Raw genomic sequence first — 14,834 nt, forward strand, 5'->3', positions numbered from 1 at the left:
TTCCAAAGGCCGGCGGGACGCCCAACCCCTACTCCCCACAATACCTAATTTTTTTAGTGGCACAGGCATCTTGCCTGTGCTCAAACAGGTTCTTGAGAATGGTGCAATATCTCAATTTCAACCGACTTTCGCTATTAGCCCGTAACTTGAGTTCCGGGCGGCCTTTCCTGCAAAAAATTAACGCCGAAACACCTTTTCTACCGACTTAACCAAAAGTTCTCGCGGCATTAATCGAGGCAGATTGGCGATGATTTGATTGGGAATTCCCCCTGTTACAACATTAGACTCATTTTTCTCTAAAGCTTTCAAAGCATCTCGCACGACTTCCGCTGCCGGAACGAGTTTTTGTCCACTGCTGGATGCCAAACTTTTCGGAAATTCAGCTACTGCGAAAAAGTCCGATTCTGTCGGCCCTGGACAAAGGCACAAAACGCCAATTCCTAAATCTTTGTTTTCTGCCCAAAGTGCCTCACTGAAACTTAAAACAAAGGCTTTAGTAGCTGCATACATTGACAAGTACGGCATCGGTTGAAAAGCTGCGATGGAGGCAACATTGATAATACTTCCTGATTTTCGCTGCCGCATTCCCTGCAAAAACAAGTGGGATAGTTCAACTAATGCTACAATATTTAGTTGCACCATTGTTAGTTGTTTCGCAAGCGGGCGATCGGCAAAAGCACCGTAATCGCCAAAACCCGCATTGTTCACCAACAAATCAACCGTCCAACCTTTTTTAACAACCGCGTCAAATACAGCATTTGTGGCTCCGGCTGCGGTCAAATCTTGAACGATAATTTCGACTAAAATATTGAATTCCTGTTGCATTTTAGCAGCTAACTGTTGCAATTTGTCTTCGGAACGAGCTACCAAGATTAGATTGTGCTGGCGTTTCGCTAATTCGGCGGCAAAGGCTGCACCAATTCCACCAGAAGCACCAGTGATTAAAGCAGTGGGCATGAAATTAATTCGGATATTTGATGTGGGCTTTATATATTTTAACAATTATTTACACGGGAACCTGTAAAATAATTAAAAGGGAATAGGTGAGTTTTATGGCGCGTCTTACCGATCGAGCTTTTGAAATTTTGCGGGCCGAAGTTGACAAGTGCGCGGCGGCTGATAGTCTAGCCGGTGATGTCTACCGACGGATGGTAATCAAGCGGTTGGAGAAGTTACGCTTGCAAAACGGCACTTTCGCCTCAAGAGAAGAAATCCGCGATACATTCAAAGACGAATTTCCCAACTTCAGCGAACAAGCTCTCAAAGCAGCCGTCAAAGCCAACCGCCCGCCCGGATTGTTCGGTAAAATCATCTTTGCTGGGAGTTTGCTGGGAAGTGCTGCGGGGATAATTTGGCTGATTAACCTACCTTTTCCCATGATTCGCTGGCCCGTCGCCAAAACAATGCCGATATTGTTGCTGCCGAGTTTTATCAGTATGGATCACAATTACCGGCAGGCGATCGCCCTTGTGGAACAATCCGATCAACTGGTGAATAAAGCCACTGCAGTTGCTGATTTTGACTTGGGCGAAATAAAAGCAAAACAAGCGCAAAAACACCTCGACGCCTTGCCGGTGTGGTTCCTCGGCTATTACCCAAAGAGGTACTGCTCTTTTTTCCGCTGCAGTTGGCAGTTTACATTCGATGAATTTGAAGCTGCCCGCAAAAATGTCGGGCGGATGGAGGCTCAGATTTTCCAGCAAAAAAATGCTTTTACTCAGTTAAATCAAGTCGAACAAACTCTCAACGCGGCGAAACAGCAGTATCAGGAAGCCAAAACCGCTGCAGATAGACAAAAAGCGACAGTAAATTGGCAAAGTGCGATCGACCAACTCAATCAAATTCCCGCCGAAACCCTCGCGGGAGAAACGGCTAAGAAAACACTCACAGCAGCAGAAAGAGATTTTAAAGCAATGGGCGGTGTAGCCACCGGATCGGTGCGTGCGGACAACTTAATCGAAGCAGCAAAAGAATTTGCCTTAACTGCCGCCGTCGCATCCCAGAAACCGCCCCATTCTGCAGAAACTTGGCAAAAAATAGCAGATTTGTGGCAAGCTGCCATTGAGAGACTCAGCCAAATTACATTTGATAATCCGGGCTATCTTGACGCTCAAACAAAACTAGCTGAATATCAAAATAATTTAGGCACTACAAAGATTCGACTGACAGCAGAGAGAGAGTCAGTGGAAGCTTTGAACCAGGCTAAGAGCTTGTTTGCTTCCTTGCAAAATAATGTAAATTCTCCCCGTCAAAATCCCGCTTACGCCCTCGGCCAATTGCAAGAAATTATCAATCAATTAGAATCCGTCAAACCCGGCACAACTGTTTATCCCGAATCCCAAAAATGGCTGCAATCTGCTCGCAAGAAACAGCAAGAATGGCAAAAAAATTAGGTGTTGACTGTTGACTGTTGACTGTTGACTGTTAACTAATGACTAATGCCAACAACCAACAACCAACTGCTAAGTGACAAATTACCAAGTCGGGTCAACATACAGATTAATTGTCACTTGCTTTTTCCCGGAAGGGATGCCGGAAATACAAGCACAAATTGTATCTCCCCCATCAATTTCTACTTCGCAAGCGTGACAAGAACCCATGAGACAGCCAGTAGGAATAGAAACCCCTGCACGTTTAGCTACATCTAGCAAAAGCTCTCCAGGTTCAGCTTCAACTGTCACGTTATCTGGTAAAAAACAAACTTTTGTCATTGAATTTGAACCTCAACTCTAATAAACAATAATCAACAGTCAACAGTCAACAGTCAACAGTTAACTAATTAACCTAAAATATGCTTGATATCTAAATGCTTTTCCACTGTATCTGCTAGAGAGTCTAACAGAGTTTCTCGGTGTTCTCGGTAATTAGGAATACCTGTAGGCAATGCGCGGAGTCCCCGCTGCTGCCGCAAGTGATTTAACCAAGCTCGCCGCCAAGCTCCGTTGTCAAAAATGCCGTGCAGGTATGTACCCCAAATTGATTGAGAAGTATTGACAATGCCTAAACTAGCATCGTCAAATAGCGGTTGAGTCAAATCTGACTCTAGGATTTGCGTTTTTCCTTGATGAATTTCGTAACCGGAAACTGGCAAACCCGGTTGAGGATAATTAGATGTTACGATTCGTTGGCGCGCAATTTTGTTCGGTGCCATCGCAGTTTTCAAAGGCAGCAACCCCAATCCTGGAAATTCTCCCCTCTCTCCCTCAACGCCTTCTTTATCCGTGATACTTTCTCCCAGCATCTGAAAGCCGCCACAAACTCCCATGACTGTACCGCCAGCTACTAAATAATTTTGAATAGCTTTTGCCATACCTGTTTGGCGCAGCACCTGCAAATCGGAAATTGTAGTTTTAGAGCCTGGTAAAATCACGGCGTCTGGATGGCCTAAATGGTCTTTTGGGCTGACATATTTGACTGTGACGGTAGTTTCCGACTCCAGGGGGTCAAAGTCGGTAAAATTGGAAATTCGGGGCAGGCGGATGACCGAAATATTTATGTCGGTTTGAGAATTTGGAGAACGTCGATCGAGCAAATCGAGAGAATCTTCTGAGGGAAACACTTCGTCTATCCAAGGAATCACCCCAACTACCGGGATTCCCGTCCTTTCTTCTAGCCAAGTCAGGCCCGGATCTAAGATCGATTTTTGTCCTCGGAACTTATTAATAATGAATCCTTTAATTAAAGCTCGTTCGTCTGGATCGAGCAATTCCAAAGTACCGATAATGTGAGCAAAAGCACCGCCGCGATCGATATCAACTACTAGCAAAGTTCGAGCCTTTAAATATTTAGCTACCCGCATATTTGTTAAATCGCGGTGTTTGAGATTAATCTCAGCAGGGCTGCCGGCTCCCTCACACACAATCATGTCAAATTCTTGGCTGAGAAATTCTAAAGATTCCCGAATAGCTTGCCAGCCGATATCGAAATACTGCTCGTAATATTGAGATGCTCGCACATTAGCGATCGCCCGACCCTTGACAATCAGTTGAGAAGTCATGTCTCCTTGTGGCTTGAGCAAAATCGGATTCATTTCTACCCAAGGTGCGACGCCCGCAGCCCAAGCTTGCACTGCTTGAGCGTAACCAATCTCTCCGCCGGCCGCTGTGACATAGGAATTCAGTGCCATATTCTGACCTTTAAACGGAGTTACCCGCCAGCCTCGCCGAGAAAAGATTCGACACAAAGCTGCCACGAGTAAAGATTTCCCTGCGTGAGATGTTGTCCCCACGACCATAATTGCTTTCATAATATTAAGTAAGAAGTAAGAAGTAAGAAGTAAGAAGTAAGAAGTAAGAAGTAAGAAGAAAAAAGTAAGAAGGCAGAAGGCAGAATCAAAAAAATTCTGGTTTCTACCTTTTGCTTTCTGCCTTAAGATGACGGCTTATCTTCGCCGGATACATTCTCAGACGTGGATTCATCGGCCGCACGAGCAGCTTCTACTAGCTCCGAAGGGGGTGGATTCGGGCGAATCAATTCCGGTTGTTCTCCCTCAGAAGATGGTGTTTTATCTGTGGAAGGGAGGGGATTCGGGCGAATCAATTCCGGTTGTTCTCCCTCAGAAGATGGTGTTTTATCTGTAGATTCGATCGAGATCACTGATACTGAAACCGTTTCCACCTGCACGCTCAACCCAGGTTCTCCCGGTATTTCTATCTCTACAGGCGCTGCCATTTCCACCACAGTCATTTCTATCGATGCAGCAGGGGCTGTTGCTTCTGGTACGCCTGCTGCTTCCGGTTCACCAACTGCAGCCAGCGGTGTCTGGGCTTCGAGAGATAAAGTAGGGGCTGCTGCTTCCGGTTCACCAACTGCAGCCAGCGGTGTCTGAGTTTCCAGAGATACACCAGGGGCTTCTGCTTCTGGTAAGTCTGCTGCTGATTCCGGTTCACCAACTGCAGCCAGAGGTGTCTGGATTTGGGCGGACGATCGATCTTCGATCGGAGTTTCCCCTATTTTGTCAGAACTCGCGGTTTCTGTGGCCATCAACGCGGCCATTGCTTCAACATTGGTGGGAAAAGGCACTCCCAGGCTGGTTTCGACAGCAGTGTTGCTGGTTTCGGCTGCCACTTCCGCAGCCGCCTGGGCTAATTCGGATTCGAGAATTTGGTCGATACCCGGTGCAGGAGTTGCCGTTATTTTAGATTTAGGTGCGATCGATTCTGGAGTCACTGAGGGTTTTGGCGTCTGGGGAGTTGCATCAGACTTGTTTTTAGCCGCACCGAGTCCCAACATACCGCCGAGACTATTTTTGATATTGCCGAACAGACTTGCGAAACCGCCGGATTTTTTAGCTGGTTTAGAAGGAGTTGGGGCCACCGCTGCCGCTGCCGCCTGCGACTCTTTAACGGCTGTCCTCCATTCTGTTTCCTCGTCAAAATCATCGGCTTCTGGCTGCTGTGGAGGTTCTGGCTGAGCCTCTGCTGGCTCCACACTTGGTGCAACGGCTATTTCTGAAATTTCTAGAGGTAGAGGTAGAGGAGTGAAGCTGCTGGCTAATTCTGCTGGTGTTGGTGAAGTCTCAGCAGCAGGAGTTTCGACTGAAAACACTGGTATTTCTGCAATTGCAGGTGGTTTCGAGTCGGGAATTTTCAAGTCTGGGGCGATCGAACTTTCAGCAATACTTTCAGCTATGGGGGCAATCGCCGGCTGTTCCTCTAGCTTTACCTCGCCCTTATCCAGAGTGGGTGGTGGAACCACATCAGTTTTCGGTTTGGGCGATCGAACAAACTTAGGTTTTTTCGCTGCTGCAGGTTCTTTTTTCTTGGCAAACAAGCCAGCAAACGGCACGCCTCCTGCAGCCAAATTCGCCGACTCAGGAATCGGCGTTTGCTCAGCAACCGGTGTCACCTGCCGGCGCAAAGTCAGAGTTTCCCAGGCAAACCAGCCCAACATCGCCACGCCCGCCATTTGACCAAGCAGGAGAGCACCAGTAATTCGTCCCGCACAAGCCCATAAAATTAACGCATAAAAAAGCCCTACCCCGCTCCAGGTAAAATCACTTTTGCGGTGTACTTCTGGAAAAAAGAAGGCCGCCATGTAAATACTGAAGCTGCCTAGACCGACCGCTAACGCCAGAAAGTATGCAAGCATATTGTCGGTACCTCCGCTGTGTCAAATAACTTCTACGCGCTAATTCTACCTTTGAGAGAGACTCAACGGCTTCTTTCTCTAGGACAATTCTTGATTTTTAGGGAAGTTTGGCAATGCGCCGTGTATAGGATTTAACACGTTCAACGGATGTTGACGCCAGAAGTGCGAGTCAAGATTTCCCAATCTTCCCCACACCCCCTATTCCCATCACCCTCCTATCCCCACACCCCCTATTCCCATCACCCCCTGCTCAGTGGTGATAGATGTCACTTAAACTATGCCCGTGCGATCGCACCAAGGGACTGAGGATGTTTATATGTTGTAGGTGTAAGAGGAATTATGCCCTAGGGCGTATGTATGGGAGACAATGCCATGTTAGAAAAACTATTATTAGCTGCCGGCTTAACCTTATCGCTTCAAATATTTCCCGGACTAAGCACTTCCGCGCCGTTACCGAAAAATTTGGTATTGCGATCGAGCGATCGGCCGGCTCAAACCCAGAAACTTCCGATCGTTGCAGTACCTGCAGGCATCCAGCCGAATGTCCAATCCTAATGATACGTGCCAGCTCATACGTGCAAATGCGATCGGACTTAGGCAGAGCCTTTCTAATATTTTTTTCGAGTTCTTCTCTTTATGTGAGTGTTCACAACTCATCAGTTTGTACTCAGGGCTTTAGTCCTCATTAATATCACCTAATAAGGACTAAAGCCTTTACTACAAACCGTAGGCCAATAATTAGTAGTAGATAGAACATTAATCCCCATAAAATACTAAACTAATCTCAACATCAGGCTGTCTTATAGAGGCATTCAAACCTTAAAAAACTTGGGAAACCTTGAGTAAAGGCTCAAAATAGATATATGATGTCAAATTAAGCTTAAAGCTAATAAGCACATTGACTATTAAATCAAGGAAAGTGAAAATGGGACTTAGCGATATTCTCTTGAATGAAAACCACAGAGAAACTTTTGTTGATGACTGTGTAAAGTTGATAGACCAACAAGTTGCAGCAGCGTCAGGATTGGGTGGTATGGCTCTGAAAGCTGCCTACTCTACTGTCAAGGGGATACGGGCTGACTATTGCGCCCAAGTCGTCGATCAACTTCTGCCAGAAATCTCGATCGCACTCGATCCGATGTGGACTGAAGCCGTAAACAATGGCAACCCAGTAGAATATCTAGCCCAAAGAAAAGGTGAAGTAGCAGACGAATTGCTCCAGATAAGTGACAAAAGGGTCGAGAAAAGCACAAGATCGATGGTTAAAGGTGCCTATGCCAAACTCCGCCCCTCAGCTAAGACTTACGTGGAAAACGGAGTACCGGATTTAGCCGAAATTATTAATAAACATAGTGCGGCCTGATAAGTGAGCAACGGCTAAAAAACAGAATACCCAGATACCCGGCTTCTTCAAGAAATCGGGTATCTCAAATCAGATTTATTCGTAAGTTTGTAGTTAGGAGGGAGAGTCCTAATTTTATGCTTATCCATTGCCAACTACCCATTGATTGGCAGCCAATATTTTCAACATCGCCTGTCCGGTAATTCCCAACCCCAATAACATTACAAACATCGCGCTAATCGCCGGCATAAATTTGACTGCTGTGATCTGTTTGGGCAGTTTATCAAAATTTCGTTTGGCATAAACTAAAATTAATCCGATCGCACTCAGCACTAAAGCCAATCCCACACTAAACGCTACAACTAACGTCATTCCCAAAGCAACATTGCCCAAAGCCGATGCACTCAACAGCATCACCAAAGCGGAAGGACAAGGCAACAAACCGCCGGAAATCCCCAAAGCTAATAAGCTTTTCCAAGTAATAGCAGAACCGTCAGCACCGGGAGGCAAATGCGAATGAATCCGGCCGTCTCCGTGATGGTGGTAGTGGTGAGATATATCTGGTTTTACAGGTGTAAATTCTCTCTCCCAACTTCCTCTATTTAAAAGGTTTACTGGTTCCTCACGGTTTATATTAAGGAGTTCCGTTCTTAAAAAACAGTTTTTATTGAAAAATTTAGTCTTAAATTTTTTGATAAATTCAGTTTTCACGACTAACCTAGTCTTGAGTTTTTTTAATAGTAAATTTAGCCCGATGAAGGCTACTAATAAACCAGAGATTAAACTCAGCCAAGGATCTAATTTTTCTGGATCAATTAAGTTAGAAGCAAACAAAGTAATTCCGCCCACCGCAAACACGCCGGCAGTGTGAGTAATTGTAGTGGTTGCTGCTAGAAATAAAGCGTGTAGGGGAGTAGCCCGCGAACCCACTAAATAAGCGCCGACTATGGTTTTTCCGTGTCCGGGCGACATCGCGTGCACGCATCCCCAAGCAAATGCTCCCGCTATTGCTAGTAAAAAACTCCAACCTGAATCCCAGAGAGATTCATTTCCGGCTAACAAAAAGTCGCGGTTTTGCGGCGTAAATACAAAGCTTTTTACAGCACCCGCTTGCACAATCGTGGCTTGGCAGCTAGCTGTCGAAACTTCGGGCAAAAACAGATTGTAATTAATCCGCAATTTCTCTGGTTTGGAGATGGAAATTGAGTCAGGCAAAGCGGGGGTTTTATCTTGAGAAAGTGCGGGCCAGGTGTAGTCTAAAATTAAGGTGCTGTGGGTATTCGGCTGCTGGATTGAAATGGCGGTTTTAGCTGCTATTTCTAGCGGGTTTACTGCTACGGAGCCTTGAATATTGCTACTGTTGGCGATGCGGATTTGTTGGCTAAAAAACTTTTCTAGCTGTGTTTGGTGCTTGCGAACTTCAGCAGGTTGTAGCTGGCTGTCTCGATTGTCGTCGGCGAAGTTTGTTAAACCGGTTGGGAAAGTTAATGTTATTTCGGTTTGCAAATCTTTGACTACTATTTCTGCTACGGATAAGTCTGACCAGTGCGAGTAAACTGGTCTGGCTGAGGTTGTTAGTAACAAGGAAAGTGTCAGGAAGAATAGGAGGAAAAACCTTAGTAATTGGTTCAACTTATAGTGCATAAATACCTTCGTTTTTAGGTAATTTGTTTGTGAATTATTTGTGTTTGTTGGGATTTTTGAGGCGATCAATCTTTTCGTGAGTCTCACAGTCCGCCAGGGGTTGAAACCCCTGTCTCATAGCGAAAGTCGGTTGAAACCGACTAAAAGATTTTTTACTTTTTAGTGAAATCTTTTAGTCCTCTTGATAGGACTTAAGCTTTTAGCCAGAGGTTTCAACCCCTGGCGGATTGACGGAATAGCGAACTTTGCCGAATGGCTGCTATTAGCTAATCTCAAAATTCATAACTTCCCAAACCTAATGCTTGGCGAGATCGATCGTCAAAACTCGGGTCAATTTCCTTGGACTTTTGAAAATAAGCGCGAGATTCAGCATCCTTACCTAAAGTACGGGCGATCGCACCAGCCCGGTAAAACATACCCGCATCCCGAATGCCCGATCGCACTATTTCCGCCATCACTCGATCGGCCTTTTGCCATTCCCCAGCGGCGGAAAGCGCCCAAGCCAAAGTATCCAACGTCACAGCATCCCGCCGAATTTTCACCTCATCCTGCATTAACGCCAGCGCTTCCGCAACATCCTGCGATCGACCTTTTTCCAGCAGCAAACTTGCCAAATCGCGCCGGTGCCCAAAACCGCCAGATCCAGAAACCTGTTCCTGTCGCAGCCCCGCTTCTGCTTTGTCGCGAAGTCGCCGGGATTCGATCGCATCTCCCTGCAAATCCTTCACCCTCGCCATACCGCGATCGACAATGCGATCGAACACAGTCGCAACGGAGCCAGAATAGGCCGAAACCTTGCTGTAATAGCCCTCCGCCTCCCGATAATTGCCCTGCCGCGTCTCCAAATCCGCCAAATAAATCAGCGCCAGCGGGTATCGCGGCACCAACCGCAGCGCCTCCAAAAACAGCGCTTTCGCCTGCACAAACTGCCCGCGACGCGCGTAAAATCGACCCAAGAGCGATCGGGCCCGCGCCGAACCAGCAACCTCTCCCGGTTCCTCCGCCGCCATTGCTTGCCGGTAATCCTGCAAAACCTCAGCATCTCGGCCCTGAGACTCTCTCGCTAAAGCTCTCAAAGTGAGAGAACCCAAGTTAGGAATCCGGTTAACTAAGGCTTCTGCGGCTGCATTTGCCTCGCTCACTTTACCCATCGCTAAGTGAGATGTAACTGAAAGGGCGATCGCATCTTCATTATCAGAACCCGCCTGTTTAGCAAAGCGCAAAGCAGTAGCAAAATCGTGTCTCGCCTCAGCAATCCGAGCTAAAACTAACAGCGCACCTTTGTTGTCAAAAGGCAAATCGGCGATCGACCTTTGAGCAGCCTGTTCCGCCAATAAAAACCAACCTCCCTCCCCTGTTGCGCGAGCCATTTTTAAATAAGATCCCGCCAGCGCCGCCCGGTTCAAACCGCTGCGGGAATCAACAGCCAACCGCTGCTGGTAAAAAGCAATCTCTTGCTGAATTGCTTCCTTTTGATTGGGATTATTTCTCAAAGTTTCCGAAAAATGATAGCGGTAATTAGTATCTAGATTTTCGGGGTTTTTGTTAGAAAAATTTTCTGAAAAAAAACGCAAATTAGGAGGTAAATTCACTACTACAATCCCAACAAAAGGAACTACTATCAGCAGCCCCCACGAGAAAATATCCGATTTTATTTCCTGTTTAGTTTTAGTTTTCATACATCCGCGTTCATCTGCGTTAATCCGCCTTCATCTGCGGTCAAAAAAAGTCTTTTCTATTGTGGTAAGGTGCGTCGCCATCTATAATCTGCAAGTTTCATTAAAAATCTCATAGCGACGCACCCTACATTCATAGAGCTGTCAACTGTCAACTGTCAACTGACTAATTAGGCAAAGCCAAATAAGGAAAATTCCGTTCTAAAGGTTTGTGTCCCTGAGCCGGATTCCCCGGAGTTCCGTTATATGAAACATTATCGCCAACCGGAGAACCCACCAAAGCTCCCAGAGTAATATCAATAACGTCGTCCATCAGCATACGACCTCCGATCAAGCTTCCTTGAGCATTTGTAGCGCTAGCGTAGCCGCTGGTTTTTGTGGTATCAATCCGCATGACATCGGGTAAGAAAGCTCCGGCGATCGCATTTGGATCGACATTATCCCGACCGTCCAAAAGATCGACAGCATTCAAAGTAGCAACAGCTTCCTGCCGCACCGGAGCAGCAGCACCGCTCAAATCCAATCTCGGAGGAATATTATTAAATGCCTCCAGATAAGCGGGAGAAACTATCAAACCCTCATTAATTGCAGGCCTAGCCAAACGCTCGAATTGTTTGAAACCGCCAGCTCCGTCTCTGATAGAAACAGTTGACCAAACATCAAAAGTATTCGCCCCACTTCCTGCTTGCAAAAATGCTTTCGGAATGCGGACAGCAATTGTATTGACGTTGTAACCTTTAGTAAAGTCGATCGCTTGACTCGGTTCTTTAAAAGCAGTGCGCGGCCCCGTTCCCAAAGCTGCGGCGCGAACTCGGAAAAATTGTTCTACATCAAAGAAAAACGGGTCTTCCCGTAAACCCGCAAATACAGTCAAGTTAGAACCGCCCACAGGTACTGTATTCAAAACAGCATTAGAATTCAGCGGAGTTGTTGCAATTAGCCCGCCGTTAACTGTAGCCTTAGTAGTTGTCTCCGAGCCGTTGCGAACAACAGTTACAGCTACCGCTTGCATACCTTGATTGTTAGGCGGACTGAAGGCAAACCGCAAGATAATATCCGAACGTCCAGTAGGTGTAGAATTCACGTCACCTACTTGCGTGATGTGAAATTGGTAGAGGGCTGTAGTGCTGAAATAATATTGATAACGGGCTACAGACCTGGGATTTGAATTCATGGTAAATACTAAATCCCCGTCTGCTGCCCCGGAGTTTTGGTCTTTTTCGCGATATACATACAGGTCAGTTAAATTGACCGCGCGACCTTTGATATCTACTTCGCCGTCGTCGTGGTCAGAAGCGACAATTATCCCTGGAGTTAATAGAGCAATTAGAGCTACTTCAATAGCTAGTATGGTTCGGCGAATTTTTTTTGTGAGCTTCACAGTTAGCACCTTTATTTCAATGAAATTTTTGCACAAATCAATGGTAAATAACCCGCATTCGCAGGTTTTACTTTTGTAGCAACAGGTTGAAATCTGTCAACCTGTCGGGCTTTTGCGCTATTGCTGAGCCTTCTCCTATTGGTGGTATACGAAGGTTTGGCAATTTTGGATCTGTGCGGCCAGACTAATTTATGTAAAAAAGTGGGTAATTAAGGATTTACTCGTTCCCGGACTATTCTTGGAAATGCCCGGATCGGAGACACATCCTCCCTCGCTCTACAAGAAACAGAGGATCGCTTATATGGGTTTCCAGACTCTTCTTGGGAGCGATCGAACAAAGCTTGGGAACGAGTGAATGGCGCGGTTTTGACTCTTCACGCTCAGGGATTTTTTCGTTCTGCATAAAGCGGATTGGTAAGTCTCCAAAAAATCACTAATTAGGTGGTAAAATCCAAGATGACTTGGAATTTTTACAATTCAAAGCACGACAAAATTAGCCTGAAAAGGCATCCTCCAGCTTGTACCCCCGACTTCAAACTTACAATTATGTTCTGTAGTGATATACGCCGAATTGTTAATTTTGGATCTGTGCCGTCAAAACAAAAATTTTGGGTACACTGAAATGACAGGCCAGAAGTCAGGCGATGAATCGCTGCTTTTAGTGCAGATTGCCCGGAAAGACCAAACGGCATTAGCTAAACTTTATGATCGCTACGGTCGCCCAAGTTACGCTCTCGCTTACAAAATCCTGGGTTCGGTAGAAGAAGCTGAAGAAGTGGTAATCGATGTTTTTTCCCAAATTTGGCAAAAAGCAGCAACTTACGATCCTTCTCGCAGTCGAGCAGATACGTGGTTGTTCATGCTGACCCGCAGTCGTTCCCTCGATCGGCTCCGAGCGATTCAGCGAACAGTCCGGGCTGCTGAAGCTTGTCTGGAAGATGCTAAAATACCCATCTCTAGCGTTGCAGAACCGATGGAAGATGCAATGTTTAAAGAACGCAGGGAACAAGTCAAAGCAGCCTTAGAAAAACTGCCAAAGGAACAGCAAGAGGCGATCGAACTCGCCTACTATCAAGGGCTGACTTGCGCGGCGATATCAGCTAAAACTGGTATCCCGACAGGTACAATTAAAACCAGAATTCGGTTGGGTATTTCTAAATTGCGTCAAGCTTTGAGCGAACATTTTTTTTAGATGGTCAAAAAACAAAATTTAAGTTGTTTAACCTCAATCTAAAATTATGGGCTCTCCAATCATCCATCTTGAGTGCGAGGGCAGCAGACCAATTTCCAGTTTAAAATCAACCTAGGCTGAATTACAATTAATGGCGGAAAACAGATGGAAATGATGCCAGACGAGGAATATAAAATCCTTGCAGCCCTTCAAGCTCTCGATATCCTCGACGAGTCAGAACGCGGCGCATTTGCAGAAAAATTGAAAGAGTCCGCAGAACTTACAAGTGAATTAGCTGCTTTGGAATCAACAATTGCCGCGATCGCCTACACAGCCCCCCCATTTCCAGTCGCCCCCGACCTCAAAAACCGCCTGTTACAGCGCATAGCCGAACTGCCGCCAACCCAGGCAGAATCAGTAAATATCAACCCAATTGTTACCTCCCCAACAGAGAACAATGCTCCATCTTTAATCGTGCGATCGAATGATGTCAAATGGAAATCTTATGGAGTTGCGGGAGTCTCATTGGGCAAGCTTTATATTGACAAAACAAATCGCCAAATTACCTGCTTGCTGCGACTTGAACCGGGAGTAACATTTCCCCTGCACCGACACGCTGCCTCGGAGGAAGTGTTTGTATTAGAAGGAGACTTAATTGTAGAAGGGGAAATTTGCCATCAAGGCGACTACATTCGATCGGTTCCCGGTTCCATACATTCCTCCCTCACACAAGGGGGATGTTTGCTGTTAATGAAAACTTCCATAGACAACGAAATGCTCGTCTGATATTATGTTTGTTGAACTACCGACAGCTTGGAGGGCGGGCTTATGTAGATTTTTAGTTAGAATTACAGATTGTTGGTGAAACCAGACCCTACAATTATTTTGGTTAATTTACCAGACACGCTCTCACTCAAAAACACCCGCCTTGCTCCGCATTCTGCGGTTAAAAATGCCAATATATTACATAATTTTCATGCTAAATTACTCGCGCTTAACTGCTGTTATGTCCGCCGTTATTATACAATTTGTACCCAGCAACCAAAGCGCGATCGCCCAAGAACGCGAAGGATGTTTTCTTGTTAATTCAGTGGGAGAAGTAATTAACTTAAATTTGTTGTGCTCGCCTCAAGAATCCGACATTAAGCTGACAGGAAACGATGGGAAATTTCTCGAAGACTACAAACGCTTAGCAAAAAGTTACTCTCCCGAAGCAACGGATAATTTACTGCAAGCCATCCAAAGGGCCCCTGGTCAAAAAATTGCGGCCGCTAAAAGAATGTGTGCGGAAGCAAAATCGGGAGTTTCTCTGCCGGAAGTTAAATTAAGAGCGATCGGGCAAGCTGTCAGTATCGAAAACCCAACGGCCAAAGAAAGTTTTCTCGCCGATGCCGATATTATTACCACCCTTGCCGCCAATCATTATTGCCCGGAATTAGCCAGTAAGTAATATCATGAAATCTGTAGGGACACGGTAAGGGAAAATCTCAGTTTGGATTTTACAGGAGTGCAAGGGGGACGATCGCACTT

At 46.0% G+C, this 14,834-nt stretch carries 13 protein-coding genes; 6 read left to right on the plus strand and 7 right to left on the minus strand.

From position 1 onward, the window contains the following. Positions 1 to 177: 177 nt before the first annotated feature. Positions 178 to 957 (minus strand): SDR family oxidoreductase, encoded by a 780-nt coding sequence (locus QUA24_RS02565; RefSeq protein WP_333226953.1) that lies wholly within the window; start codon positions 955 to 957, stop codon positions 178 to 180. A gap of 95 nt (positions 958 to 1,052) precedes the next feature. On the opposite strand from QUA24_RS02565, the gene QUA24_RS02570 reads away from it, so the two are divergent. Next, complete coding sequence (locus QUA24_RS02570; RefSeq protein WP_333226955.1) at positions 1,053 to 2,393, plus strand: hypothetical protein; 1,341 nt, start codon at positions 1,053 to 1,055, stop codon at positions 2,391 to 2,393. Between the two features lie 81 nt (positions 2,394 to 2,474). Here QUA24_RS02570 and QUA24_RS02575 read toward each other — a convergent pair whose 3' ends face one another. From QUA24_RS02575 to QUA24_RS02585, 3 genes are all read right to left on the minus strand, one after another. Continuing rightward, on the minus strand, positions 2,475 to 2,711 hold the full coding sequence (locus tag QUA24_RS02575) for a 2Fe-2S iron-sulfur cluster-binding protein (protein ID WP_006634188.1): 237 nt from the start codon (positions 2,709 to 2,711) through the stop codon (positions 2,475 to 2,477). Between the two features lie 68 nt (positions 2,712 to 2,779). Further along, positions 2,780 to 4,246, minus strand: coding sequence for a cobyric acid synthase CobQ (cobQ, locus tag QUA24_RS02580; RefSeq protein ID WP_333168137.1), 1,467 nt, complete (start codon positions 4,244 to 4,246; stop codon positions 2,780 to 2,782). Between the two features lie 122 nt (positions 4,247 to 4,368). Then, positions 4,369 to 6,090 (minus strand): Ycf66 family protein, encoded by a 1,722-nt coding sequence (locus QUA24_RS02585; RefSeq protein WP_333226958.1) that lies wholly within the window; start codon positions 6,088 to 6,090, stop codon positions 4,369 to 4,371. Between the two features lie 372 nt (positions 6,091 to 6,462). On the opposite strand from QUA24_RS02585, the gene QUA24_RS02590 reads away from it, so the two are divergent. Next, a complete protein-coding gene (locus QUA24_RS02590) occupies positions 6,463 to 6,645 on the plus strand; it encodes a hypothetical protein (RefSeq protein WP_333080764.1) in 183 nt (60 codons plus the stop codon). A 370-nt stretch (positions 6,646 to 7,015) separates the two neighbouring features. After that, positions 7,016 to 7,453, plus strand: a complete 438-nt coding sequence (locus QUA24_RS02595; RefSeq protein ID WP_333226959.1) for a DUF6918 family protein — start codon at positions 7,016 to 7,018, stop codon at positions 7,451 to 7,453. Between the two features lie 120 nt (positions 7,454 to 7,573). Here QUA24_RS02595 and QUA24_RS02600 read toward each other — a convergent pair whose 3' ends face one another. The 3 genes from QUA24_RS02600 to QUA24_RS02610 form a co-directional block, all read right to left on the minus strand. Further along, a complete protein-coding gene (locus QUA24_RS02600; protein WP_333226961.1) occupies positions 7,574 to 9,076 on the minus strand; it encodes a HoxN/HupN/NixA family nickel/cobalt transporter in 1,503 nt (500 codons plus the stop codon). Positions 9,077 to 9,348: 272 nt separating this feature from the next. Further along, the gene (locus QUA24_RS02605; protein WP_333226963.1) at positions 9,349 to 10,755 is read right to left on the minus strand and encodes a tetratricopeptide repeat protein; all 1,407 of its coding nucleotides are present in this window, start codon (positions 10,753 to 10,755) and stop codon (positions 9,349 to 9,351) included. A 163-nt stretch (positions 10,756 to 10,918) separates the two neighbouring features. Continuing rightward, on the minus strand, positions 10,919 to 12,133 hold the full coding sequence (locus QUA24_RS02610) for a DUF4331 domain-containing protein (RefSeq protein WP_333226965.1): 1,215 nt from the start codon (positions 12,131 to 12,133) through the stop codon (positions 10,919 to 10,921). Between the two features lie 622 nt (positions 12,134 to 12,755). Here QUA24_RS02610 and QUA24_RS02615 point away from each other — a divergent pair. From QUA24_RS02615 to QUA24_RS02625, 3 genes are all read left to right on the plus strand, one after another. Beyond that, on the plus strand, positions 12,756 to 13,325 hold the full coding sequence (locus QUA24_RS02615; protein ID WP_333211863.1) for a sigma-70 family RNA polymerase sigma factor: 570 nt from the start codon (positions 12,756 to 12,758) through the stop codon (positions 13,323 to 13,325). A 150-nt stretch (positions 13,326 to 13,475) separates the two neighbouring features. After that, positions 13,476 to 14,090: a cupin domain-containing protein gene (locus QUA24_RS02620; protein ID WP_333226967.1), complete on the plus strand. Its 615-nt coding sequence runs from the start codon at positions 13,476 to 13,478 to the stop codon at positions 14,088 to 14,090. Positions 14,091 to 14,310: 220 nt separating this feature from the next. Then, positions 14,311 to 14,754: a DUF732 domain-containing protein gene (locus QUA24_RS02625; protein ID WP_333226969.1), complete on the plus strand. Its 444-nt coding sequence runs from the start codon at positions 14,311 to 14,313 to the stop codon at positions 14,752 to 14,754. The last annotated feature ends 80 nt before the right edge of the window (positions 14,755 to 14,834 follow it).

The organism is Microcoleus sp. Pol12B5 (assembly GCF_036701335.1).
Lineage (GTDB): Bacteria > Cyanobacteriota > Cyanobacteriia > Cyanobacteriales > Microcoleaceae > Microcoleus.

Bases quoted from the DNA above. Each gene is read 5' to 3' on its own strand.
- QUA24_RS02565 (WP_333226953.1), bottom strand. From the start codon at position 957: ATGCCCACTGCTTTAATCACTGGTGCTTCTGGTGGAATTGGTGCAGCC.
- QUA24_RS02570 (WP_333226955.1), top strand. From the start codon at position 1,053: ATGGCGCGTCTTACCGATCGAGCTTTTGAAATTTTGCGGGCCGAAGTT.
- QUA24_RS02575 (WP_006634188.1), bottom strand. From the start codon at position 2,711: ATGACAAAAGTTTGTTTTTTACCAGATAACGTGACAGTTGAAGCTGAA.
- cobQ (WP_333168137.1), bottom strand. From the start codon at position 4,246: ATGAAAGCAATTATGGTCGTGGGGACAACATCTCACGCAGGGAAATCT.
- QUA24_RS02585 (WP_333226958.1), bottom strand. From the start codon at position 6,090: ATGCTTGCATACTTTCTGGCGTTAGCGGTCGGTCTAGGCAGCTTCAGT.
- QUA24_RS02590 (WP_333080764.1), top strand. From the start codon at position 6,463: ATGTTAGAAAAACTATTATTAGCTGCCGGCTTAACCTTATCGCTTCAA.
- QUA24_RS02595 (WP_333226959.1), top strand. From the start codon at position 7,016: ATGGGACTTAGCGATATTCTCTTGAATGAAAACCACAGAGAAACTTTT.
- QUA24_RS02600 (WP_333226961.1), bottom strand. From the start codon at position 9,076: ATGCACTATAAGTTGAACCAATTACTAAGGTTTTTCCTCCTATTCTTC.
- QUA24_RS02605 (WP_333226963.1), bottom strand. From the start codon at position 10,755: ATGAAAACTAAAACTAAACAGGAAATAAAATCGGATATTTTCTCGTGG.
- QUA24_RS02615 (WP_333211863.1), top strand. From the start codon at position 12,756: ATGACAGGCCAGAAGTCAGGCGATGAATCGCTGCTTTTAGTGCAGATT.
- QUA24_RS02620 (WP_333226967.1), top strand. From the start codon at position 13,476: ATGATGCCAGACGAGGAATATAAAATCCTTGCAGCCCTTCAAGCTCTC.
- QUA24_RS02625 (WP_333226969.1), top strand. From the start codon at position 14,311: ATGTCCGCCGTTATTATACAATTTGTACCCAGCAACCAAAGCGCGATC.